Annotated in this window: 18 protein-coding genes; 6 read left to right on the plus strand and 12 right to left on the minus strand. The window is 63.0% G+C overall.

Annotated elements, in window-relative coordinates; genetic code table 11:
• Window positions 1–1644 (minus strand): methyl-accepting chemotaxis protein (locus tag CBW50_RS20725; RefSeq protein ID WP_139842585.1); only part of this gene is annotated, 1644 nt, incomplete at its 3' end.
• A 207-nt stretch (window positions 1645–1851) separates the two neighbouring features.
• A complete protein-coding gene (locus tag CBW50_RS20730) occupies window positions 1852–2742 on the minus strand; it encodes a LysR family transcriptional regulator (RefSeq protein ID WP_086147305.1) in 891 nt (296 codons plus the stop codon).
• Between the two features lie 113 nt (window positions 2743–2855).
• Here CBW50_RS20730 and CBW50_RS20735 point away from each other — a divergent pair, with 113 nt between their 5' ends.
• Window positions 2856–4037: a serine hydrolase gene (locus tag CBW50_RS20735; RefSeq protein ID WP_216356386.1), complete on the plus strand. Its 1182-nt coding sequence runs from the start codon at window positions 2856–2858 to the stop codon at window positions 4035–4037.
• A complete protein-coding gene (locus tag CBW50_RS20740) occupies window positions 4034–5224 on the plus strand; it encodes an MFS transporter (RefSeq protein WP_086147306.1) in 1191 nt (396 codons plus the stop codon). The genes CBW50_RS20735 and CBW50_RS20740 overlap by 4 nt, the downstream gene beginning before the upstream one ends.
• Here the strand turns inward: CBW50_RS20740 and CBW50_RS20745 are convergent.
• The 3 genes from CBW50_RS20745 to CBW50_RS20755 all read right to left on the minus strand — a co-directional run bounded on the left by CBW50_RS20745 (window position 5189) and on the right by CBW50_RS20755 (window position 7270).
• The gene (locus tag CBW50_RS20745) at window positions 5189–5734 is read right to left on the minus strand and encodes a DinB family protein (RefSeq protein WP_086147307.1); all 546 of its coding nucleotides are present in this window, start codon (window positions 5732–5734) and stop codon (window positions 5189–5191) included. The two genes, CBW50_RS20740 and CBW50_RS20745, sit on opposite strands and share 36 nt — an antisense overlap.
• Before the next feature lie 31 nt (window positions 5735–5765).
• The gene (locus CBW50_RS20750) at window positions 5766–6365 is read right to left on the minus strand and encodes a MarC family protein (protein WP_070224777.1); all 600 of its coding nucleotides are present in this window, start codon (window positions 6363–6365) and stop codon (window positions 5766–5768) included.
• Window positions 6366–6481: 116 nt separating this feature from the next.
• Window positions 6482–7270, minus strand: a complete 789-nt coding sequence (locus tag CBW50_RS20755; RefSeq protein WP_086147308.1) for a helix-turn-helix transcriptional regulator — start codon at window positions 7268–7270, stop codon at window positions 6482–6484.
• Between the two features lie 100 nt (window positions 7271–7370).
• Between CBW50_RS20755 and CBW50_RS20760 the strand changes: the two genes are divergently transcribed.
• The 3 genes from CBW50_RS20760 to CBW50_RS20770 all read left to right on the plus strand — a co-directional run bounded on the left by CBW50_RS20760 (window position 7371) and on the right by CBW50_RS20770 (window position 12028).
• Window positions 7371–8285, plus strand: a complete 915-nt coding sequence (locus tag CBW50_RS20760; RefSeq protein WP_086147309.1) for a DMT family transporter — start codon at window positions 7371–7373, stop codon at window positions 8283–8285.
• 41 nt (window positions 8286–8326) lie between these two features.
• The gene (locus CBW50_RS20765; RefSeq protein ID WP_139842586.1) at window positions 8327–9946 is read left to right on the plus strand and encodes a toxin-antitoxin system YwqK family antitoxin; all 1620 of its coding nucleotides are present in this window, start codon (window positions 8327–8329) and stop codon (window positions 9944–9946) included.
• Between the two features lie 351 nt (window positions 9947–10297).
• Window positions 10298–12028 carry a methyl-accepting chemotaxis protein gene (locus tag CBW50_RS20770; RefSeq protein ID WP_086147311.1) on the plus strand — a complete coding sequence of 577 codons (1731 nt, stop codon included), beginning with the start codon at window positions 10298–10300 and terminating at the stop codon, window positions 12026–12028.
• A 1-nt stretch (window position 12029) separates the two neighbouring features.
• Here CBW50_RS20770 and CBW50_RS20775 read toward each other — a convergent pair whose 3' ends face one another.
• On the minus strand, window positions 12030–13181 hold the full coding sequence (locus CBW50_RS20775) for an AI-2E family transporter (protein WP_086147312.1): 1152 nt from the start codon (window positions 13179–13181) through the stop codon (window positions 12030–12032).
• Between the two features lie 161 nt (window positions 13182–13342).
• On the minus strand, window positions 13343–14341 hold the full coding sequence (locus tag CBW50_RS20780) for a hypothetical protein (RefSeq protein ID WP_086147313.1): 999 nt from the start codon (window positions 14339–14341) through the stop codon (window positions 13343–13345).
• A gap of 123 nt (window positions 14342–14464) precedes the next feature.
• Here CBW50_RS20780 and CBW50_RS20785 point away from each other — a divergent pair, with 123 nt between their 5' ends.
• Entirely contained in the window at window positions 14465–14833 is a 369-nt protein-coding gene (locus CBW50_RS20785; RefSeq protein ID WP_086147314.1) for a hypothetical protein, read from the plus strand.
• Here CBW50_RS20785 and CBW50_RS20790 read toward each other — a convergent pair.
• The 5 genes from CBW50_RS20790 to dnaA form a co-directional block, all read right to left on the minus strand.
• Complete coding sequence (locus tag CBW50_RS20790) at window positions 14812–15873, minus strand: GGDEF domain-containing protein (RefSeq protein ID WP_099375506.1); 1062 nt, start codon at window positions 15871–15873, stop codon at window positions 14812–14814. The two genes, CBW50_RS20785 and CBW50_RS20790, sit on opposite strands and share 22 nt — an antisense overlap.
• A 150-nt stretch (window positions 15874–16023) precedes the next feature.
• Entirely contained in the window at window positions 16024–16989 is a 966-nt protein-coding gene (locus CBW50_RS20795) for a bifunctional helix-turn-helix transcriptional regulator/GNAT family N-acetyltransferase (RefSeq protein WP_086147316.1), read from the minus strand.
• Between the two features lie 142 nt (window positions 16990–17131).
• Window positions 17132–19630, minus strand: a complete 2499-nt coding sequence (gyrB, locus tag CBW50_RS20800) for a DNA topoisomerase (ATP-hydrolyzing) subunit B (RefSeq protein ID WP_086147317.1) — start codon at window positions 19628–19630, stop codon at window positions 17132–17134.
• A gap of 80 nt (window positions 19631–19710) precedes the next feature.
• Window positions 19711–20817: a DNA polymerase III subunit beta gene (gene dnaN / locus CBW50_RS20805; protein ID WP_086147318.1), complete on the minus strand. Its 1107-nt coding sequence runs from the start codon at window positions 20815–20817 to the stop codon at window positions 19711–19713.
• 274 nt (window positions 20818–21091) lie between these two features.
• Window positions 21092–22486: a chromosomal replication initiator protein DnaA gene (gene dnaA, locus CBW50_RS20810; protein WP_034754339.1), complete on the minus strand. Its 1395-nt coding sequence runs from the start codon at window positions 22484–22486 to the stop codon at window positions 21092–21094.
• Window positions 22487–23097 lie beyond the last annotated feature (611 nt).

Consider the following 23097-nt stretch of genomic DNA (forward strand, 5'->3'; position numbering starts at 1 on the left):
GGCCTTGCGCGCGGGGGCGGGCCGGGCGGCGGGACGCGCGATGGCTGGCGCTGCCGCTGCTGCGCGCACCGGGCCCGGCTTGGGGGCGCTGGCGACATGGTTGCCGGTTTTAAAGAATCCCACCACGTGCGCCAGCTCGCCCGCCTGCTCCTGCATGCTTTGCGAGGCCGCTGCCGCTTCTTCCACCAGGGCCGCGTTTTGCTGCGTCACTTCATCCATCTGGGCGATGGCCATGTTGATCTGTTCGATGCCGATGGTCTGCTCGTGCGTGGCGGAAGTGATTTCGCCCATGATGTCGGTCACGCGCACGATGCTGTCGACGATGTCACCCATGGTCTGGCCCGCTTCATTGACGAGGCGCGAACCCGTGTCCACGTTGGCGACGGAGGCGGCAATCAGTTCCTTGATTTCCTTGGCGGCCGAGGCCGAGCGGTGCGCCAGGTTGCGTACCTCGGTGGCGACGACGGCGAAGCCGCGTCCCTGTTCGCCCGCGCGGGCCGCTTCCACGGCCGCGTTCAGGGCCAAAATGTTGGTCTGGAAGGCGATGCCGTCGATGACGCCGATGATGTCGACGATTTTCTTCGACGACTCGTTGATGGTGCCCATGGTGTCGACCACTTGCGAGACGATGCTGCCGCCGCGCACGGCCACTTCGGACGCGCTTTTCGCCAGCTGGTTCGCCTGGCGCGCATTGTCCGCGTTCTGTTTCACGGTCGAGGTCAGTTCTTCCATGGCCGAGGCCGTTTCTTCCAGCGAACTGGCCTGCTCTTCCGTGCGGGATGACAGGTCGAGGTTGCCGGCGGCAATTTCGCTCGATGCCGTGGAGATGGCATCCGTGCCGTGGCGCACTTGCGCCACCACGCCCAGCAGGCTGGTGTTCATGGCTTTCAGGGCGCCCAGCAGGCGCCCCGTTTCATCGCTGGAATCGACGACGATGTGCGAGGACAAATCGCCCGAGGCCACGGTTTCGGCCACGCCCACGGCAGCATTGATGGGGCGGGTGATCGAGCGCGTGATGATCCAGGCCACGAAGGCGCCCAGCAGCACGGCCACGCTGCCCAGGATGATCATGTAGGCGCGCGCGCTCGTGCTCAGGGTCTCGGCGTCCGTCGCCGCCTGCGCCGCCTGCTGCGCTTCATACGCGACCAGGCTGTCGAGCGCGCCGAGCACGATCTTCAGGCTCGGCGCCGCCTGCTGCGTCAAAAAGGCGATCGCTTCTTCCGTCTGGCCCGCGTTGCGCAGCTCGATGACCTTGTTGTTCAGCGGCGCGCCCGATTTCAGGGCCGCGTCCAGTTCGGCCATCAAGGCCGTTTCCTTGTCCGTCGAGATCTTCTTTTGCAGGGTTTCCTTGGCGGCGCCGTATTTCTTGCGCGCTTCGCCGATCTTTGCCAGTTCCGCCTGCACCAGCGCTTCCGTCGGCGCCACCACAATGCTGGTGATCGCCAGGGTAATGTTGCGCACGTTGTCGCTCATGGTATTGGCCGCCGCCATCTTGACGTTCTTGTCGGCCACGATGTCGTGCGTGCGCGCGCTCAGCTGCCCCATCGAGTACAGGCCGACGAGCAAGACGGCCACCAGCAGGCCGAGGACGACAGCAAACCCGATCCCGAGCCGGGTGCCGATTTTGTATTGTGTGAGTGACATGATTGCTTTCGTATTGCGGTGTGGTGAGGAAACGTCGACAGGCCGGGGCTACGGGTTTATACGTAAGGGCGACCAGCCTGTAATTGTTCCTCAAAATTCCGCACTGCAATACAAAAACTTGTATCAAGTCCGCGAAAAGTTTAAAAAATGGTAGCAAATTAAATAAGTTGTCGTGTGGAAACAACGAGCGCGGCGCCGGATGCGGGCTTAGTTTTGCGGAAACACGTGCGCGGCCAGGAAGTCGATGAAGGCGCGCAGTTTCGGCGTTAGGTGGCGGCTGCTGGGCCACAGGATGCGCAAGGCGCCGTCGTGCCGGCGGTGCGCGTCCAGCACCGGCTGCAAGCGGCCCGCCGCCAGTGCGGCGCGCGCGGCGAAGTCGGGCAGGGCGGCGATGCCCAGGCCGCTTTCGGCAAAATGCAGCAGGGTCTCGACATTGTTGCAGTTGAGCACAGTCGGCAAGCCCGCCGCGTGCAGGGAGTTCCAATCGGGCAGGGGCCACGCTTCCACCTTGCCGCTGCTGGGAAATTTGTACAGCAGACAAGTGTGACGGGCCAGGTCGGCGGGCAGCACGGGCGTGCCGTGCCGCGCCAGGTAGGCGGGCGCGGCCACCAGTTGCAGCTGGAACTGGCCCAGCTGGCGGCTCATCAAACGGCTGTCGGCGCTTTCGCCCGCGCGCACGACGGCGTCATAGCCTTCTTCGATGACGTCGACCCGGCGGTCGCTGAAATCGAGGTCGAGCTCCACTTGCGGATAGGCGCGCGCGAACGCGGCCAGCACGGGGTTGAGCAGGCTGCCCACCTGCGGCAGGCTGACGCGCAGCCGGCCCTGGGGCGCACTCTTGCTGCTGGATAACTCCAGTTCGGCCGCCTCGATCTCGCCCAGGATGCGCCGGCAGCGTTCGAGAAACACCGTGCCCTCGCTGGTGAGCGCGATGCTGCGCGTGCTGCGGTGAAACAGGCGCACGCCGAGCCGCTCTTCCAGCCGCGCGATGCTCTTGCCCACGGCCGAGGCGGAAATGCCCAGCACCCGGCCCGCCGCGACGAAACTGCGCAGCTCCGCCGCCTGCACGAAGGCCGTGAATCCCGCCAGGTTGTCCATGGTTTTCCTTTTGATTGCGGATGTCAACGTCCGCACAGACTGAAACTATAGCCTGTTTTTCTTTGATTGCGCCTGGCTTACCTTGGCAGCCTGATCATTTGAAAGGCTACGCCATGATGTACAACTTCTCTCCCGCGGCCGTGTCCGCCCGTATCGATCCCCTGCTCGACGCCGTGCTGCAGCAGCAGCGCCTGGCGGGCGCCGTGGTGCTGGTGCGCCGGCGCGGCCAGGACGTGTACCGCCGCGCCGCCGGCCACCTGGACCGCGAAGCGGGCACGCCCATGGTGGAAGACGCCGTCTTTCGCCTGGCATCCGTCAGCAAACCCATCGTTTCGACGGCCGCGCTCGCGCTGGTGGGGCAGCAGCGCCTGGGCCTGGACGACCTGGTGGCGCGCTGGCTGCCGTATTTCGCGCCGCGCCAGCCGGACGGCGCCGTGGCGGCGATGACCGTGCGCCACTTGCTCACGCATACGGCGGGACTCGACTACGGTTTTTTCCAGCCGCCGGGCGGCGCGTATGCGCGGGCGGGGGTGTCCGACGGCATGGATGCGTCCCGTATTTCCCTGGAAGACAACCTGCGCCGCCTGGCCACGGTGCCGCTCGCGTCTGCGCCGGGCGAACGTTGGGCGTATTCGATCGCCACCGACGTGCTGGGCGCCGTGATCGAAGCGGTGATGGGTCTGCCGCTGGCGCAGGCCGTGGCACAGCTGGTGACGGCGCCGCTGGCCATGCGCGACACGGGTTTTATCAGCACGGACGCGGCGCGCCTGGCCGTCGCCTATGCGGACCGCGCAGCAGGAGAAGCCCGGCCGCGCCGTTTGCTGGATGCGGGGGACGACCATCTGCCGTTTCTCGACGGCATGGCAGGGTTTGTGTTATCTCCGGCGCGCGCGCTCGACGCGCAGGCGTACCCGTCCGGCGGCGCCGGCATGCTCGGCTCCGCGCCCGACTTCATGCGCCTGCTGGAAACCTTGCGCCTGGGCGGCGCGCCGCTGCTGCCGCCGGCGCTGGCGCGCCAGATGGCTGAAAGCCAGACGGGCGGCTTCGCGCTGCCATTCTGGCCGGGACGGGGCTTCGGCCTGGGGTTTACGGTATTGACGGACCCGCTTGCCGCCGCCACGCCGGAAGCGGCGGGCAGCTGGCGCATGGGCGGCACGTATGGCCACTCGTGGTTTGTTGATCCTGCGCAAGAACTCTCCGTGGTGGCGTTCACGAATACGGCGCTGGAGGGCATGGCGGGGCCGTTCGTGACGCAACTGTGCCAGGCAGTGTATGGCGCCAAGGACATGTCATGACGCGTCCGCATCCCATCGTCTTCCTCGCGCTGGGCCTGTTCGGCGTGTATTGCATCGAGTTTGGCGTGGTGGGCATCTTGCCGATGATCATGCAGCGCCATGGCGTGACGGCGGCGCAGGCGGGTTCATTGGTGAGCCTGTTCGCCCTGGTGATCGCCGTGGGCGGTCCCTTGCTCGTGCTGCTGGCCACGCGCTGGCGCCGCAAGCGCGTGCTGATCGTCTCCCTGCTGGTGTTTGCGCTGGCCAGCGTGGCCTCGGCGTATGCACCGCGCTTCGGCCTGCTGCTGGCGCTGCGCGTGGTGCCGGCCCTGTTCCACCCCGTGTATTTCTCGCTGGCCATGGTGGCGGCCGCCGCCCTGTATCCGCCGCAGCAGGCGGCGCGGGCCGGCGCGCATGCGTTCACGGGCACCAGCATGGGCATGGTGCTGGGCATCCCGATGACCACGTGGATCGCCGCCCAGTATGGCTACGAGGCGTCGTTCCTCGCCTGCGCCCTCGTCAATGCGCTGGCCGCGCTGGGCTTATATGTGTTCCTGCCCGACGCGCCGCAGGAGGCGCCGCTGGCGTATGGCCGTCAATTGGCCGTGCTGCGCAAACCGGCCCTGTGGCTCACGATCGCCGCCGCCGTGCTGGTGTTTGCCGCCATGTTTGCCGTGTATGCGTATGCGGCCGCCTATCTGCAGCAGGAGGCGGGCTTGTCGGCGCGCCAGACGGGGCTGGCGCTGGTGGTGTTTGGCGTGGGCGGCGTGGCGGGCAATCTGTTCGCGGGGCGCCAGCTGGGCACGCACGTGCTGCGCACGGTCTTGCTGCAGCCCCTGCTGCTGGGGCTGGCGTACTGGCTGCTGTATGAATATGCGGGCGGCGGCATCGGCTGGGCGGCGCTGGCCGTCTTGCTGCTGTTCTGGGGCGCGGCGCATACGAGCGGGCTGATCGTCACGCAAGTGTGGCTCAGCAGCGAAGCGCGCGAGGCGCCCGCGTTCGCCATCGGCGTGTATATCGCCGCCATCAACCTGGGCGTGACGCTGGGCGCGCTGGCCGGCGGCATGGCCATCGAGTCCTACGGCATGCAGGGCGCGCTGGCTTGCGGCGCGCTGCTGGGGGCGCTGGCGCTGGCCTTGATCGGGATCAAGGCGTGGCGCTACCGCCTGCCCTCAGTCCTCGATATGGTTGGGGATGCGAAACAGTAAATCCGTGTCGCCGATATTTACGCCCGCCTGCGACAGCAGGGTGCTGGCCTGGCCCCGGTGGTGCGTCTGGTGATTGAAGAAATGCATGAGCAGGCTGAAGAACTCGCGCCGGTTCGGCCCCTTGCTGTTGCGGTAGTCGAGCAAATGGTCGAGGTCTTCTTCGCGGAGGGAAGCGGCCCAGTCGACGATGATCTGGTCCAGCCATTGCCGGTGCGCATGCATGGCGGCAAAATCGTCGGCCGCGAACAGCGGCTGCGTGAGCGACACGGGCGGCGTGATGGCGCGGATGGGGGCGAGCAGGGGAAAGCCGGCCGGATGTTGCGCGTAGCGTTGCAGCCACAAGGTGTCGCCCACCATCACGTGGTTCAGGGTGGCCAGCAGGGAGCCGAAAAAGGCGCCCCGTTCGCGCTGCAGCTCGCCGGGCGGCAGGCTGGCCGCCGCCGCGTAGACCTTGGCATTCATCCACTGGTTGTAATCGGCCATCAGGCATATGTGGGCGCAACGGCTCATGCTGGACTCCTTCAGTGGATGAATGACAATATTAAACGGACTTCAGGAACGCGCGTATGCCGGCCAGCAGCATTTCAATGGCCATCGCCGTGAGGATCAAGCCCATCAGGCGTTCGAACGCCGTCATGACCCTTGGACCGAGCGCCCGCTGCAGGCGTTCGGCGCACAGGAAGACGGCCAGCCAGACGACGGCCACGGCCGTCAAGCCCGCCACGTGGGCGATCACTTCATTGACTTCATGCGAGGAAAACAGCAGCACGGTGGCCAGGGCCGACGGGCCGGCCAGTGCGGGGATGGCCAGCGGCACGATGAACGGCTCGCCGCCCATTTCGTGGTCGCTATTGCCCGCATTTGGTTGCGGAAACACCATGCGCATGGCGATCAGGAACAGAATCACGCCGCCGCCGATGCGCAGCGCCACTTCCGACAATTGCAAGGCGTTCAGGAAATGGCGGCCGAAGAACATAAACAGCAGCAAGATGCCGAAGGCGATCAGGCATTCGCGCACCACGACTTTCCAGCGCCGCTCGATCGGTACCCGTTTCAGGGCATTGACGAACAGGGAAACGTTGCCGAACGGATCGGTGACGAGCAAGAGCAGGATAAATGTCTGGAAGAAATTCTGTGTCATGGTGGTGTGATTGAGGTCAACCCCGCTGCCAGGATGGGCGCGGTGCGATAAGGCTTGCGATGATAACAAGAGCGGCGCTTATCGCCCATGATTATTGATGCATAGCAGCATTTTTTTTACGCGGCGATGACTTTTGCCTGGTAAAACGCCGTCGGCGTAGTGCCGAAATGCTTTTTGAACATGGCCGTAAACGCGCTCTGGCTCATGTAGCCGTTGTCCATGGCCACGTCGATGACCTTGCCGCCGCGCGCCAGTTGTTCCAGCGCCCGCAGCAGCCGCGCCTGCTGGCGCCACTGGCCGAAGCGCATGCCCGTCTGCTTCTGGAACAAGCGGTGCAGGCTGCGCTCGGTGATCGCCAGTTCCCGCGCCCAGTGCGCCACCGTCAGCTGCTCGCCCGGCTGCGCCATCAGCCGCGCGCAGATGCCGCGCAGCCGCGCATCCACGGGCAAGGGCAGATACAGGGGCAGCACGGGCAGGCTGCCCAGTTCGTGCAACAGCAATTGCAGCAGATGCCAGTCGCGGCCGCCTTCCGCGAAATCGGGCGCGATGTCGACGGCGGCGACGATCAATTGCCGCAGCAGGGGGCTGATGTCGAGCACGCAGCTGTGGCGCGGCAGCAATGGCGAGCTGGCGCAATCGATGAAGACCGTGCGCATTTTCACGGCGCCGCTCATGCGCACCTGGTGCGCGATGCCGGGCTGCAGCCACACGCCGCGCGTGGGCGGCACCACCCAGCGCCCGCCCTGCGCCTCGATGGTCATCACGCCCTCGATGGCGTACAGCAATTGCGCATGCGTGTGGCGGTGCACGGAAATCACGTGGCCATGCGCATAGTCGACGGCCAGCGCCATGGCGCGCGCCGTGACGGGCAGCAATTCCTGAAAGGCGGGGGAGGTACAATCCATCAATATGGTCAGTTTTGCGACAGGTAGGGACATCTTAGCGCGAGAAGGCGCGGCGCACCTGCGGCATGATGGTTCCCCGCAACTATTCCTGGAGCTATACATGCCTGTGCGCGCCTATCTGTATCCGTTTCTGGCCATGCTGCTGTGGGCCGGCAACGTCGTCGTCTCGAAGCTGGCCGCGTCCAGCATCGCGCCGACGGCCATCACCTTTTATCGCCTGGTGCTGGTCTTGCTGGTGATGACGCCGTTTATCGCCCGCCCCCTGTGGCGCAACCGCCATGCGCTGCGCCGCCAGTGGTGGCAGCTGGCCCTGTGCGGCCTGATGTCAATGGCGCTGTTCCAGAGCCTGTCCTACCGCGCCGCGGAAAGCACCACGGCGACGAACATGGCCATCGTCACGGCGCTGGCACCCTTGATGACGGCCCTGCTCAGCGTGCTGCTGCTGGGCGAGCGCCTGACGGTGGGCATGGCGGCCGGCGGCGTGCTGTCGTTCGGCGGCCTGCTGTACCTGGTGGGGCGCGGCGACGTGCTGGCCTTGCTGCGGCAGGGCGTGCATGCGGGCGATGCGCTGATGCTGCTGGCCTGCCTGATCTTCGCTTTGTACGGCGTGCTGCTGCGCCGCTGGCGTTTGACGATTCCCGCCTGGCAAGCCATTTATTGCCAGGCGCTGGCGGCCCTGGCCTGCATGCTGCCGCTGTTCCTGCTGCTGCCGCCCGGCAGCGCCAGGCTCGACGCCACTACCTTGCCGCTGATCGGCTATGCGGGCATCGGCTCGTCCATCGTGCTGTCCTACCTGTGGATCGAGGGCGTCAAACTGCTGGGGCCGAACCGCTGCAGCATCTACGTCAACCTGCTGCCCCTGCTGACGGCTTTGCTGGCCATCGTCTGGCTGCACGAAAGCATGCATGGGTATCACCTGGTCGGCGGCGGCATCTCGCTGCTGGGCGTGCTGCTGGCGCAGACGGTGCAGCGGCCGCTGTGGCGCCAGCGTCCTGGGGTGTCGGGTCTTGCCTGAACGGCCATGCATAATGGCGGTTTTTCGGCAGTGGGGTTGACATGCGGCAAACATTTTGGATGAGCACGATGGCCATGGCGCTGGCCTGGGGCACCCTGGCGCCGGCACAGGCCGCGCCGCGTTTTTATGCGGGCGCGTCCATGGCTTACGCCAGCGCCGTCGAGCGCCGCGACGGCGGCGTGGTGCTGGCTTTCCTGCGGGAAAACGGCGAAGTCAACGGCTACTACTGCCAGTGCAATGGGGATAGCGACAAACGCATGAACCTGGACAGGTACGGCCAGGCCAGCATCGAGGCCGTGTTCCAGCTGGATCTCGACAGCGAAGGCGAAACCACGTTCGTGCTCAGCCGCAGTGCCGACAGTGGCGCAGCCTACGGCCTGCATGCCTACCGCTACGAGCGCAGCGGCGGCAAGATGGTCAAGGTGGCGGCCTGGCAGCCTGCGCTGGACGCCATCGTGCGCGGCGCCAGGGCCATGGACGAGGCGCGGGTGCGCGCGGCGCTGGCCTCCTTGCAACTGATCGACTACAGCATCGCTTATGCGCCCACGGGCGTGGCCGAGTTCGACGCCATCGAGCATGCGCACGGCACCCTGGCCGGCTATTTCAATATCGACGGTGAGTTACTGCCAGGCAAGCCGCCCGATGCCCCGGCGTTTGCCTATAAAAAAACGTTCCAGGAAAAGGATGGCCACTTCCTCACGGTGACCTATCTGCTGGGCAAGGGCTGGGAAGGCGGCCGCGCGCCCAGCTACCACGTCAAGTGGATCACCTGGGAAACGCAGCCGCAGCGCTTTGCCGCCAGCCAGGACGGGCTATTCATCGAGTATGACGTCAATTGCTGCGTGGGCAACGTGTTTGCCCGCGGCCTGTATGCGCAGGGCAAGCGTACCGGAGTATGGCATTACGAAGAGCCGAACACCATCCGCTCGTCCGGCGCCTTTGTCGACGACAAGGCCGAGGGACCATGGACGTATGCAAGCGGCGACGAAACGACGACGGGCCAGATGCAGCGTGGCCAGCGCACGGGCCGCTGGGAAGTGAGTCCGGGCGTGGCCGAATGGCGCGCAGCGGACATGCACAGTTTCACCGGTTACGACCATTTTGTGAAAGACCGCCTGGACGGTCCCAGCGAGCGCCGCGCCGGTGGCGTGGTGCAATGGCAGGGAAATTACAAAAATGGCAAGAGGCAGGGCCAGTGGGTGGAACCTGGCGGTGGCGGCAACTATGTCGATGACATCAAGCAAGGGCCATGGAAGAGGGCGACGCCCGACGGCGGCAGGCAAGCGTTGACGATGGTCGATGGCAAGCCTGACGGCAAGCTGGAGCAGTATGCGGCCGATGGCCGGCTGGAACTGGTCGAGCACTACCGCCTGGGCGTGCTCAATGGCACGATGGACAGTTTTTATCCGGATGGCAAGCGGCGTTACCAGGGCAGCTTTGCCGACGGCAAGCGCGATGGCGCGGAAACCCTGTTTTATCCGGACGGCGAACTGCCGCAGTTTCACCGCAACTGGAACAAGGGCGTGCTGCATGGCGTCAACATCGAGAATTTCCAGAACGGAAAACCGAAGCAGATTGGCAGTTATGACATGGGCAAGAAAACGGGCCGGTTTCAGTATTTCCGCGACGATGGCCAGCTGATCGAAGAAACCGAGTATTAACTGGTTGACTAGCATAAATGGCATTCCCACGCGACCGCGCACGTCAGCGGAGTGCCAGTTCTGCGCAAAAAACATCATCCGCTTGTTACAAAGCGTGAAAATTCCAGACGGATATTGCTACTAGTAATCTTTCCCTGTATCTTGCAGTCAGGAAATTAAAAGTACAGGAAACCTCGACCTCGTTGCCCTGTCTTGCACTCCTGACGATATGCGCGGGCCGCCTTCCCCCCTGCCGCCGCACACGCCGTATCGACCTGTCCTGAACAATTCACGTGACCCGCCCGTCTGGCGTTTGCCGCTACCCTACTTGGCAGGCGGTGGCACGGTCGCGCCCTTACCAAGGAAAACTGCATGCTGTCGAATATAACAATAAAAATGCGCCTGATCGCTACCATGAGCGTGCTGGGCGTGCTGATCGCCTTGCTGGGCGTGATGAGTATCATCAGCCTGAAATCGGCCAACAACAGCCTCAACGAGGTCTACAGCAATCAGCTGGCGTCGACGCAGGCCATCGGCGAATCGCAAATCGCCCTGGGCCGCGCCCGGTTTACGATGGATCGCGTGATGGTGCACCCCGATGCGCCTGATGCCAAGGATACCCTGGCGCGCTCGGAACAATTCCTGGAAGCGTCGAACAAGTCCTGGAAGGTGTACCTGGCCTTGCCGCAAAGCACGGACGAAAAGCGCCTGTCCGACGACATGGACAAGAAGCGCAGCGACTATATCAATAATGGCGTGCTGGCCATGGGCAAGGCTTTGCGCGAAAACAATATCGAGCAGGCGGACAAGCTGATGATGACGGGTCTGTCACCGCTGTACCGCACCCTGGACCAGGCCGCTGAAACCTTGACGCAATACCAGGTTACCTCGGCCGCCAGGATGTATGCGGACAGCCAGTCCAGCTACCACAGCCAGGTGGCCATGGCCATCGCCGGCATGGTGGTGGGCGCCTTGCTGACGATTATTTCCAGCTTCCTGCTGCTGCGCGCCATCTTCGGCCCGCTGGACCAGGCCTTGCGCCATTTTGGCGCCATTTCCGACGGCAACCTGGCCAACGACATCGTCATCACGCGCAACGACGAAATGGGCGCCCTGCTGGGCGGCCTGAAACAGATGCAGGAGCGCCTGTCGACCACCGTGCGCGGCGTGCGCGACGGCAGCGGCGCCATCGCCACGGCCAGCAATGAAATCGCGTCGGGCAACCTGGATCTGTCGAGCCGCACGGAGCAGCAGGCGTCGAGCCTGGAAGAAACGGCCTCGTCGCTGGAAGAGCTGACCTCGACCGTCAAGCAGAACTCCGACAATGCGCGCCAGGCCAACCAGCTGGCCGTCTCCGCCTCGGACGTGGCGGTGAAAGGCGGCGCGCTGGTGGCGCAAGTGGTCGATACCATGGGCACCATCAGCGAATCGTCGAAAAAGATTGCCGACATCATCGGCGTGATCGACGGCATCGCCTTCCAGACGAATATTTTGGCCCTGAATGCGGCCGTGGAAGCGGCCCGCGCGGGCGAGCAGGGACGCGGCTTTGCCGTCGTCGCCACGGAAGTGCGCAACCTGGCGCACCGCTCGGCTTCCGCCGCCAAGGACATCAAAATGCTGATCGAAGCATCGGTGCAGAACGTGGGCGCCGGCAGCGCGCTGGTCAGCCAGACGGGCACGACGATGGATGAGATCGTTTCCAGCATCCGCCGCGTGACGGACATCATGGGTGAAATCAGCGCCGCCGGCCGCGAGCAGGAATTGGGCATCGGCCAGATCAACCAGGCCGTGGCGGAAATGGATACCGTGACGCAACAAAATGCGGCGCTGGTGGAAGAAGCGGCGGCCGCGTCGGAATCGATGCAGGAACAGGCGGCGGCGCTGGCCGAGATGGTCAGCATCTTCAAGCTCGACGCCGCCCACAGCGGCCCGGCAGCGGCCAAGCCCGCCTTGCGCAAGCCTGTCGTGGCTGCCGCCGGCACGGCCTTGAAACGCCCGGCCCTGCGCCTGGCGCCTGGCCGCAGCGCCTCGGCAGGCGCTCCGGCCCAGCCGCGTGCTGCCAAGCCCGCCGCGGACAACAGCGGCGAATGGGAAGAGTTCTAAGCTAGCGAGGTTCCAGGGCCACCTTGCTGCCCTGTTCCTGCAATCGCGCCGCCTCGGCCAGGGCCTGGGCGCGCGCTTCTTCCGCCGCCTGTTCGGCTTTCTCCAGTGCATCGTGGCGCGCCTGCAAGGCCGCCCGGGCACGGACGAAGACGATCTTGATGGCCGCCATCACGGGCACGGACAGGAAGATGCCCACCACGCCCCCGAGCTGATCCCCTGCCAGCAAGCCGACGATCACCATCAGCGGGCTCACTTCCACGCCTTCGCTCATCAGATATGGGTTGACCACGTAATCCTGGAACAGACGGTAGGCGGCGATAAAGCCGATCAGCCAGAATACGTGCTCGAAGCCGCTGAAACCGGCCACGACCACGGCGATGACGGCGGCCGCCAGCGGGCCGGCAAACGGGATGAATTCCAGCAAGGCGGCGGCACCGGCCAGCAGCAGGCTGTACGGTACGCCCATCAGGGAAAACGCGATGCTGTAGGAGACAAACGTGGCGATCGACAACAGCAGCAGGGCGCGCACATAGCGCGACAGCAGGATGTCGAGGTCATCGATGATGGCGCCCCAGAGTTTCTTGTTCGGGCGGTTCAGCAGGGACAGCAAGCCGTCGCGCATGTCCGGGCCTTCCTTGATCAGCAAAAAGCTCAGCACGGGCACCAGCACCAGATAGATCAGGTTGCTGGCCGCATGCATGACGGTCAAGCCCAGTTCCTTCGCCAGCGGCATGGCTTGTCCCGTACCGCTGCTCAGTTGCGTCTGCATGAAGGACAGCAGGCGCGCGCGCAACGGTTCCATGAATTCCGGCAAAGGGATGCGTTCGGCAAAGTTATTGCCCTTGAGCAGGGTCGGCAACTGATCACTGAGCTTGATCGCCTCTTCCTCGATGCGCGCCCCGAAGATGGAGCCCAGCACCGCCACCAGCAAGATCACCACGAGGAAGACGATGCCGATATTGGCCGTGCGCGGCAAGCGCTTCGGGCCATGGCGTTCCAGCAACCCGATCAGCGGATACACGAGGTAGCTGAAGAACACGGCAAACACCACGACGATCAGGGTCGACGAGACCTTGTAGGTGAGAAATAACAAAAAAGCGACGAGAAAAGCCGTCCACACCATCTTGGCGACGCGCAGGTTAAAACCGAACATATGACTCCTTAGGACAGGATGCTACGCAAGCGTGGCTGGCTTGAAGGGCTGGGTGGGCGAGGCAGGGATGAGGCCACGCCGCACGGCCGGAAATCATACCGCAAAATGCCAAAATGCCATGTTCTTATGCGTAATGGCAATGCTTTCCCTGTTCGCCTTCCTTATTTTGTGCGCCAGCTGGCTACGGTGATGAGTACGCTATCTTTCGTGCCCGGCTCGCGCAGGGTCACCGTGTAGCGGCCGCTCGCGTCGTTGCCGGTGAAGACGACCTTGTCGTCATGTCCCTTCACTTGCGCGCCCTTGGCCAGCCTGGCATAGGTATTGAGCACCCAGTGGAAATCGGCATAGCTGCGCAGGGTGATGCTGGTGTCGGGCAGGGGCGCGTCGCCGGCCTCGGCCGCTTCCGCGGGCGTGCCGGCCGGGCCGGCCGCTGCGATGACCCTGCCGCCGCTGGCGCGGCCCGTCAACTCGGCGGCCGGCAGCAGCAAATGCATCAGACTGGCAGGAAAGCCGGGCGGCACGTCGCGCGGCTCCCAGCCGGGCTGGCCGGGGCGCGTGGTGATGTATTCCACCGCAGCAATGCTTTGCCGTTGTACCGGCGCCGCCTGCGCCAGCATGGGCGGCAGCTGCCGCGCCCACACGAGCAGCGGCGCGGCCATCTCGTCGTCCGCGTCCGGCGGTAAAAACACCGTCAGCACGGCGTGCGTGGACGGCAGGCAGGCGGGCACGGCGTCGCCAATGTCGTGTTGGCAATGGCCGTTGACGAGGGCCAGCGCCAACAGCTTGCGTTGCGGATCGAACAGCATGGCGGCGCGCTGCGCGCCGTGCGTGCCGGGGTTGATGGACGCCAGCACGGAACGCCCGTCGGGCAGCATGGTGCGCTGGATGTGTTCCAGCGAACGCATGCTGTCGAGTACCTGCAGCGCAATCAGGGTATCGCCCTGCGTATAGTCGCCACGCGCATAACCGAGCAGCTTGAAAACGCTGGCGCGGATTTGCGGATGCTCGTTCAGGCTGAGCGGCGGCGACGGCACGCTGACGGGCACGGTGGCGGCCACGAAGGCGGCGTCTTCAGTCGCTGGCGTTTGCGCCAGCACAAACGGTGACGTGCCCAGGGCCGCGCACAGCGACAGCAGGGGATAGATGAGGCGTAGGTTCAATGGCAATCCTGGTCGAGACGCCATGCCGGTCCGGGCGCCGGCATGCGCGCGGGGCGATCTTAACATTTCAGGAATGAAACGCTTTCTGCTAAGCTAGTCTATTGAATCACTGTCCCCCTTGCCATGGCCAAGATCACCATTTCCTGCCGTATTCCTGTTGACGATGAGGTCGTGACCGAGTTCCTGCACAAGTACGTGTTCCAGTCGCGTGACGGCGCGGCCAGGAAATTGCGCATGGGAGAGAAGGGCTGCTTCTATACCTGTTCTTTGTACCAGGAAGACCACGCCAAGGTGAGCCGTTTGATCCGCCGCATGCTGGCCTTCTTTGAGAGCAAGGACATTCCCTTGACCATTCTCAAGATCGGCGCGCAGGACAGCTGGAGTGAGGTGGACCCCGAGCAGCGCGAGCCGTGGAAGATTGCGCCGCAAGCCTTGCTGGCGCTGCTCGATGCCCACCCGGACGGCGGCGTTCAGGCGGCGTTGAGCACGTAGCGGTTCTTGCCGCTTTTCTTGGCCTGGTACAAGGATTCATCGGCGCGCCGGTAGCTGTGCGACAGGTCCGCTTCCTTGATCAGTTCCGCGACGCCGATGCTGACGGACACCTTGCGTTCCGGCACGAACGCCGCCTCGACGGCATCGACCAGCTGCGCGGCAAAGGCGCAGGCCGCGTTCTTTTCGCCCACGTAGATGACGGCAAATTCCTCGCCGCCCAGCCTGCCGCACAGGTGCTCGCCCGACAGCCCGGCGATCACTTCGGCCGTCTTTTTCAGCACTTCATCGCCCACGTCATGGCCATGCACGTCGTTGATCTGCTTGAAGTCGTCGATGTCGATCATCAGGAAATAGGCGGGCGTGCGCGCCGTGCGCTGCAGCGCGCGCGCGCCTTGCGTGAACATGCGGCGATTGTTGAGCCCGGTCAAGCCATCCTTGTAGGCCATCGTCGCCAGCTCGCGCTGGGCGCGGTAGTTGTGAATGCGCAAGACGAGAAAATAGATGTTCAGCGCCAGGCCGATGATCACGCTGATGATGACGGCCAGCACGGGCCAATGCTGGTCGGCCTGGCCCGCATGCACGGGAAACTGCCCCAGCCCCAGGATGGCCCACACGCACAGCGACACGCCCAGGTAATACGCGATGCCGCTGAAGATGGGCGCCGTCGTCAGCGTGATCATCACGCCCAGCGGCAACACCCAGAAAGCGGGATCTTCCGTGCCCAGCATCAGCACGCGAAAGCTGAAAGCGATGAACAGCACGCTGATCGTGCCGCTGGCGATAATCGCCTGCAGCGACCTTGCATACACGGTCAGCAGCAGCCCGGCCAGCATGCCCGCCACGCCCAGCGCCGCCTGCGCATGATCGAGCGAGGCGCGCGGCAAGGTCAGGCTGAACGTGACCAGCCAGCAAGCCAGGCCAAACGTCAGGATGGCTATCGAAATGAAACGCAGTTCCTTGAAAAAGCGCTGCTGCTGCTCCCGTTCTCCTGAAAAGAACAGGTAATAGAAGGCAGGCGACAGGCTGCGCGAAGTGAACATTGCATTCGTCCAGGCGGACAACAGGCCTTGCGGCAGGGCCGTCTCCCGGCAACGGCAGGCGGCATGGCGCGCGTACAAAATTAGTTGCGCTCAGGAACTAGTGTACTGGTTTCTTGGGGACAGTGGGGAGATGGGCCAGGAAAACGGCGGCTACTGTCCTGTCGCCGCCACAGTGACATGCGGCGGCACGGGGCGGCACAGGTCGCGCGCCAGCACCTGGCCGAGCAAGTCCTTGCCAAAGCTGTGATGCGCCTCTTCCTCGACCAGATGGAAGCCTGCCTTGTCGTAGATGCGCCGGGCATCGGTGAGGATGCTGTTGGTCCACAACACCATTTTCGTATAGCCGACCTGGCGGCTGAAGCGCAGGCATTCATCGACCAGGCGGCTGCCGATGCCCAGGCCGCGCGCACAGGGATCAACATACAGCAGGCGCAGCTTGGCCGTCGTGTCGTCCTGGCGGACGATGAAGACGGAACCGATTACCTTGCCGTCCCTCTCGGCGATCCAGCAGCGCTCGCGGGCCGGGTTGAATTCGCGCACGAACTTGGCAAGAATCTCGGCAACGAGCGCCTCGTACTCGCTGTTCCAGCCATATTCCTGCGCATACAGCACGGCTTGCCGGTGGATGATCCAGCCCATGTCGCCCGGCTGCGGATTGCGCAGGATATAGCTGGGCGATGGCTCCCCCAGCAATCCCTGGATTTGCTCCATGGCCGCGACCAGATCCTGCTGCGCCGTCGGCGGCAAGCGTTCCAGCATGGCCGCCACGTCGCGCCGCGACGCCTCGACCAAGGGTGCGAGGGTGCGCTGTCCCTGTTCGGTCAGCTGCAATTGCGTGGCGCGCGCATCCGTGGGCGAACGCGTCTTGGCGATCAGCCCCTGCTTTTCGAACCCGGCAATGACACGGCTCAGGTAGCCCGCGTTCAAGCCCAGTTCGCGGCACAGGTCCGCACTGGTCAATTGCTCCCGATGCGCCAATTCGTACAGGATGCGCACCTCCGTCAGCGAAAACGCGCTGTCCAGCAGGTGTTCATGCAGCACGCCAATCTGGCGCGTATAGAAACGGTTAAACCGGCGCACGATCTCCGTGCGTTCGCTGAGTTGATCCGTATGCATGTGCAGCCTCCATTTACTTGCTTATGGCAGATTATTGATTGCTTTTGGCAAGTATGTCAATGCAGGCTGAGATTTTTGCGGACATAAAAAAGCGGCCCCCGGAAGGGCCGCCTTGGCTGTAACGCAAACCGGAACAGCTGGCTTACACGTCAATATTCCCCGCGCGCAGCGCATTGTTTTCGATGAAGGCGCGGCGTGGTTCCACGTCGTCGCCCATCAAGGTCGTGAAGATCTGGTCCGCCGCAATGGCGTCTTCGATCTGCACTTTCAACAGGCGGCGCACGGTCGGGTCCATCGTCGTTTCCCACAATTGATCCGGGTTCATTTCGCCCAGACCTTTGTAGCGCTGTTTCGAGACGGTGCGTTCGGCTTCGTCGCGCAGCCATTGCATGGCCTGGTGGAAGTCGACGACGGCGATTTCCTTGACGCGCTCGCCTTCGCCGCGGCGCACGAACGCGCCTTCGCCGATCAAGCCTTCGAAGGTGGCGGCGCCGTTGCTCAGCACGGCGTAGTCCGGACCTTGCACGAAGTCGGCGTCGATGGCGCTGACCTTGACGTTGCCGTGGTGCATGCGCTCGATGCGCAGCATGTGTTTTTCCGACAAGTCATCGGAGCGCACGTGTACTTGCACGGCGGTATCGTTGATGGCCGTCTGCAGGGCCAGCGCGGATTTTTCCGCCTGTTCCAGGGTCGACAGGTCCAGCTGCGTGCCCGTCATGATGGCCGTCAGGGCGGCGCGGTCGATGACGCGGGTCAAACGCGTCATGATGGTGTTCGACAGGTTGAACTTGCGCACCAGCTCGGCCAGGGTCTCGCCGGAAATGCCTTCCGCGCCTTCGCGCGGCACCAGCACGGCCGTGTTCAGCGCCACCGTCATCATGTAGCTCGCTTCTTCGGCGTCATCTTTCAGATAGCGCTCGTCGCGGCCCGCTTTGACCTTGTACAGCGGCGGTTGCGCGATGTAGATGTGGCCGCGCTCGACCAGCTGCGGCATCTGGCGGTAGAACAGGGTCAGCAGCAGGGTGCGGATGTGGGCGCCGTCGACGTCCGCATCGGTCATGATGATGATGCGGTGGTAGCGCAGTTTCTCGACGTTGAATTCGTCCGGTCCGATCGAGGTGCCCAGGGTGGCGATCAGGGTGGTGATCTGCTCGGACGACAGCATTTTCTCGAAACGGGCTTTTTCCACGTTCAGGACTTTACCGCGCAGCGGCAAAATGGCCTGGAACTTGCGGTCGCGCCCCTGTTTTGCCGAGCCGCCTGCCGAGTCACCCTCGACGATGTACAGTTCGCACAGGGCGGGGTCTTTTTCCTGGCAGTCGGCCAGCTTGGCCGACAGGCCCAGGCCGTCCATGATGCCTTTGCGGCGCGTCAGGTCGCGGGCCTTGCGGGCCGCTTCGCGGGCGCGCGCCGCTTCGACGATCTTGCCGCAAATGATCTTGGCGTCGTTTGGTTTTTCCTGCAGGTAATCGGCCAGGGTCTTGGCGACGATTTCCTCGACGGGGCCGCGCACTTCCGACGACACCAGCTTGTCCTTCGTCTGCGACGAGAATTTCGGTTCCGGCACTTTCACCGACAGCACGCAGGTCAGGCCTTCGCGCATGTCGTCGCCGTTGATTTCCACTTTCGCCTTCTTGGCGAATTCCTGCTCGTCGATGTACTTGTTGATCACGCGCGTCATGGCCGCGCGCAAGCCCGTCAGGTGGGTGCCGCCGTCGCGTTGCGGGATGTTATTCGTAAAGCACAGCACCTGTTCATTGTAGGCATCGTTCCACTGCATCGACACGTCGACCGTGATGTTGGTGCCCTGGTCCGACAGGCGCTCGCCCGTGGCCTGGAAAATGGTCGGGTGCAAGACCGACTTGGCCTTGTTGATGTATTCGACGAAGCCGCGCGTGCCGCCTTCGAAGGCGAAGACTTCTTCCTTGCCCGTGCGCTGGTCCGACAGCTTGATGTTGACGCCGTTGTTCAGGAAGGACAGTTCACGGATGCGCTTGGCCAGGATTTCGTAGTGGAATTCCACGTGCGTGAAAATCTCTTCGTCGGCCCAGAAGTGCACTTCCGTGCCGCGCTTGTCCGTCTCGCCGATGACCTTGATCGGCGACGTCGCGACGTCGCTGGCCATGACGATCTGGCGGTCTTGCGGCACGCCGCGCACGAATTCCATGTAATGGACCTTGCCGTCGCGGCGGATGGTCAGTTTCAGCAATTTCGACAAACCATTGACGCAGGACACACCCACGCCGTGCAAACCGCCCGATACTTTATACGAGTTCTGGTCGAACTTGCCGCCCGCGTGCAGCTCGGTCATGACGATTTCCGCCGCCGAACGCTTCGGATCATGCTTGTCGTCCATTTTCAGGCCGGTCGGCACGCCGCGGCCATTGTCGGTGATCGAGATCGAATTGTCGCTGTGGATGGTGACGTGGATTTCCGTGCAATGGCCTGCCAGCGACTCATCGATGGAGTTGTCCAGCACTTCGAATACCAGATGGTGCAAGCCGGTGCCGTCCGAGGTGTCGCCAATGTACATGCCCGGGCGTTTGCGTACGGCTTCCAGGCCTTCCAGGATCTGGATGGAGGCGGCGCCGTATTCTTCCGTTTTGGCCTGGATCGGGGTGTCTTGTGGATTCTCGGACATGGACTGCTTTCTCAAATAACGATTGCTGATTGCGGGGCCGGGCCTTGTAGGCCTGGCCCCAGTTTTGCATTGGGTTACGCTTAAATGCGCATCGGCATGACAACGTACTTGAAGTCCGCATTGTCAGGGATGGAGATGAGTGCGGACGAGTTCGAGTCGCCCAGCGCGATATTGACGTATTCGCACTTCAGGTTGTTCAGCACGTCCAGCAGGTAGGTCACGTTGAAGCCGATGTCGACGGAGTCGCCGCCGTAGTCGATTTCCAGCTCTTCGACGGCTTCTTCCTGGTCCGCATTGGTCGAGCTGATCTTCATGCTGCCCGGGGTGATGATGCAGCGCACGCCCTTGAACTTGTCGCTGGTCATGATGGCGGCGCGTTGCAGCGAGCGCAGCAGCTCATCGCGGCCGATGGTGAAGTCGTTTTTGTAGCCTTTAGGAATCACGCGCGTGTAGTCGGGGAACTTGCCTTCCACCAGCTTCGAGATCAGTTCGATGTCGGCAAAGGTCAGTTTCACCTGGTTGGCGGCGATGTCCAGCTGCACCGGCTCGTCGTTCTCTTCCAGCAGGCGCTGCAGTTCGATGATGGTCTTGCGCGGAATAATGACTTCCTGGCGCGCGAACGTCTGCTCGGTGGCCACCTGGCAAAACGCCAGGCGGTGCCCGTCGGTGGCCACGGCGATGACATGATTGCCATCCAGAACCAGCAGCAAGCCGTTCAGGTAATAGCGGATGTCCTGCTGCGCCATCGAGAAATGCACCATGTTGAACAGGTGCTTCAGCGTTTTCTGCGGCAGGGTGACGGAGGCGTTGTAGCTTTCCGCCTGTTGCACAGTAGGAAACTCTTCCGCCGCCAGGGTTTGCAGCGCGAAGCGCGACTTGCCCGTTTGCACGGTCAGGCGCTTGTTGAGCAGGGTCATCGTGACGTCGCCCGATTCGGGCAGCGCGCGCAGGATGTCCAGCAGCTTGCGCGCGGCCACGGTGGTGCCGGTGACGTCCGCGCCGGAACCGATTTCCGCGTGCGTGGTGATCTGCACTTCGGTGTCGGTCGACAGGAAGGAGACATTTTCACCGTCTTTGCGGATGAGGATATTGGCCAGAATCGGCATAGTGTGCCGACGCTCGACAATACCGCTCACGATCTGCAGTGGCCGGAGAAGGGTATCTCGGGTGGTTTTGACCAATTGCATATTTATCCTCAATGTATAGGTTGAACAGTACGACGTTTAACGTATTAATTTAACAATTCTTGCCATGGGGAGCCCCGACAGACCGGCTGCGGCGCCCTCCCAGATAATAAGGGTAAAGCACGTTTTGAGCCAGCCTTGCCAAGTCGTGCTTGCAACGCCTGAGCAAACCGTAGCGAGCGGCAGTGAGTCGTGGCCGAGACGCGGAGCCGTGCTTTGGCACAGTGAGCATCGCAGGCCGCGAATCGCGACGCGCAGCAGGTTTGGTCAGGCGTTCTTAGCCTTTCAATGTTTGCTCCAGCACATGCAGTTCATGGTTGCATTCCGGGTTCTTGGTGCGGTCCAGCGCGATCTTGCGCACGGCATGCAGCACCGTGGTGTGGTCGCGGCCGCCGAACAGCTCGCCGATTTCCGGCAGGCTCTTCTGCGTCAATTCCTTGGCCAGGTACATGGCGATCTGCCGCGGCCGGGCGATATTCGCGGGACGGCGCTTCGAATACATGTCGGCCACCTTGATATTGAAGAAGTCCGCCACCGTTTTCTGGATGTTTTCCACGGAAATCTGGCGGTTCTGCACCGACAGCAAGTCCTTCAGGGCTTCCTTGACGATATCAATCGTTATATCTTTGCCATGAAAACGCGAGTACGCCAGAATTTTGCGCAGCGCGCCTTCGAGCTCGCGCACGTTCGAGCGCAAGTGCTTGGCGACAAAGAAAGCCACGTCGTCGGAGAAGGTCACGCCTTCCTGCTTGGCTTTCTTCAGCAAAATCGCCACGCGCATTTCCAGTTCCGGCGGTTCGATGGCCACCGTCAGGCCCGAGTCGAAGCGCGAGATCAAACGGTCGTCCATGCCCGTGATTTCCTTCGGATAGGTATCCGAAGTGATGATGATCTGTTTCTTTGCGGCAATTAATGCCTCGAACGCATAGAAAAACTCTTCCTGCGTGCGGCTCTTGCCGCCAAAGAATTGAATATCATCGATCAGCAGCATGTCGAGCGAGTGATAGTAATGCTTGAAATCGTCGAAACCCTTGCGCTGGTAAGCGGTCACTACGTCGCGAACGTACTGTTCTGCGTGGATGTAGCGGATTTTCGCGCCCGGATTGTCAGCCATCACCTGGTTGCCGATGGCGTGGATCAAGTGGGTTTTACCCAGGCCGACGCCGCCGTAGAAGAACAGCGGGTTATACGACACGCCCGGATTGTTCGCCACCTGGATGGCGGCGGCGCGCGCCAGCTGGTTGGCCTTGCCGGTCACAAAACTGTCGAAGGTCAGGTCGGTGTTGATGCGGCTCTGCTCGCGGCGCGGCGCGGCGCCGATGCTCAGTTCCGGCACGCTCGGCTGCGGCTCCGCGGCGCGCGCGCTGGGGGCGCCGCCATTCGGATCGCTGGCCGGGGTGCTGGCGGCAACGGGCTTCTTCGGCAGGGCCAGGCGCGGGTCGAGCACGAACTGCACTTCCGTCGGCGCTTCGAAGTATTGTATGGCCAGCGCCGTGATGCGGCTGGCGAACTGGGTCTTGACCCAGTCGAGCTTGAAGCGATTGGGCGCAGCAATGCGCAGCTTGCCCTCCTCGTAGTCGAGAGGGATAAGCGGTTTGATCCACGCACTGAATTGTTGCGGTGTCAGCTCCAGTTCCAACTGCGCGGAACAGGCCTGCCAGAAATTATCCATGTATGTCTATGTGAAAAGGTGTGGGAGGGCGTATCGATTCTGCCCTGCGGTCACCGTGTTGCAAGGCCGGCGTCGCGCGAGGGCTCGCCACACGTAATGCGCTATTCTACTCCCGACTGACAAAGTTATCCACAGGCACGACTGTTATTTTTCTGCGGCAGGGTGGGGCGCCGTGTGCATAAGAGCAGACTTATCCCCCGGTTATCCCGTCTCAGGCAGTGCTGGTGCGGGCTTGGCGGCAGATGGGGAGCGGCGCGCAAATTTCCTGGCGATCACGGCAATCCTTGACAAGAGGGGGGCATATGCTGAATAATTCAGGGTTCCCCGCCCGTATTCCGTGTTTATTCATTTGGAACGACAATATGGACTAAGCGTGGATTAACGACGCAGTGCCAAATCGTAGCGAGCGGTGATGAGTTGTGGCTGAGGCGCGCAACTGTGCGAAGGCACAGTGAGCACCGGAGGCCGCAAATCGCTCCGCGTAGTCGATTTGGTGCGCGTTCCAGCGGGCGATGAGATTGGCCAGCTTGTGCCTTGGCATAAGTGCGCGATTGTCATTGGCACCAAAAACTGACGGGACGTCAGACCCGATTTTGCATTTTTTTTGTTTT

Origin of the sequence: Janthinobacterium sp. GW458P (assembly GCF_002127585.1) — a bacterium.
Classification (GTDB): domain Bacteria; phylum Pseudomonadota; class Gammaproteobacteria; order Burkholderiales; family Burkholderiaceae_D; genus Janthinobacterium.

Coding starts and splice junctions, on each gene's coding strand:
- CBW50_RS20755 (WP_086147308.1), bottom strand. CDS start 7,270: ATGGATTGTACCTCCCCCGCCTTTCAGGAATTGCTGCCCGTCACGGCG.
- dnaA (WP_034754339.1), bottom strand. CDS start 22,486: ATGGATAATTTCTGGCAGGCCTGTTCCGCGCAGTTGGAACTGGAGCTG.
- CBW50_RS20795 (WP_086147316.1), bottom strand. CDS start 16,989: ATGCATACGGATCAACTCAGCGAACGCACGGAGATCGTGCGCCGGTTT.
- CBW50_RS20735 (WP_216356386.1), top strand. CDS start 2,856: ATGATGTACAACTTCTCTCCCGCGGCCGTGTCCGCCCGTATCGATCCC.
- CBW50_RS20750 (WP_070224777.1), bottom strand. CDS start 6,365: ATGACACAGAATTTCTTCCAGACATTTATCCTGCTCTTGCTCGTCACC.
- CBW50_RS20770 (WP_086147311.1), top strand. CDS start 10,298: ATGCTGTCGAATATAACAATAAAAATGCGCCTGATCGCTACCATGAGC.
- CBW50_RS20765 (WP_139842586.1), top strand. CDS start 8,327: ATGCGGCAAACATTTTGGATGAGCACGATGGCCATGGCGCTGGCCTGG.
- CBW50_RS20785 (WP_086147314.1), top strand. CDS start 14,465: ATGGCCAAGATCACCATTTCCTGCCGTATTCCTGTTGACGATGAGGTC.
- CBW50_RS20730 (WP_086147305.1), bottom strand. CDS start 2,742: ATGGACAACCTGGCGGGATTCACGGCCTTCGTGCAGGCGGCGGAGCTG.
- CBW50_RS20775 (WP_086147312.1), bottom strand. CDS start 13,181: ATGTTCGGTTTTAACCTGCGCGTCGCCAAGATGGTGTGGACGGCTTTT.
- gyrB (WP_086147317.1), bottom strand. CDS start 19,630: ATGTCCGAGAATCCACAAGACACCCCGATCCAGGCCAAAACGGAAGAA.
- CBW50_RS20790 (WP_099375506.1), bottom strand. CDS start 15,873: ATGTTCACTTCGCGCAGCCTGTCGCCTGCCTTCTATTACCTGTTCTTT.
- CBW50_RS20740 (WP_086147306.1), top strand. CDS start 4,034: ATGACGCGTCCGCATCCCATCGTCTTCCTCGCGCTGGGCCTGTTCGGC.
- CBW50_RS20745 (WP_086147307.1), bottom strand. CDS start 5,734: ATGAGCCGTTGCGCCCACATATGCCTGATGGCCGATTACAACCAGTGG.
- CBW50_RS20760 (WP_086147309.1), top strand. CDS start 7,371: ATGCCTGTGCGCGCCTATCTGTATCCGTTTCTGGCCATGCTGCTGTGG.
- dnaN (WP_086147318.1), bottom strand. CDS start 20,817: ATGCAATTGGTCAAAACCACCCGAGATACCCTTCTCCGGCCACTGCAG.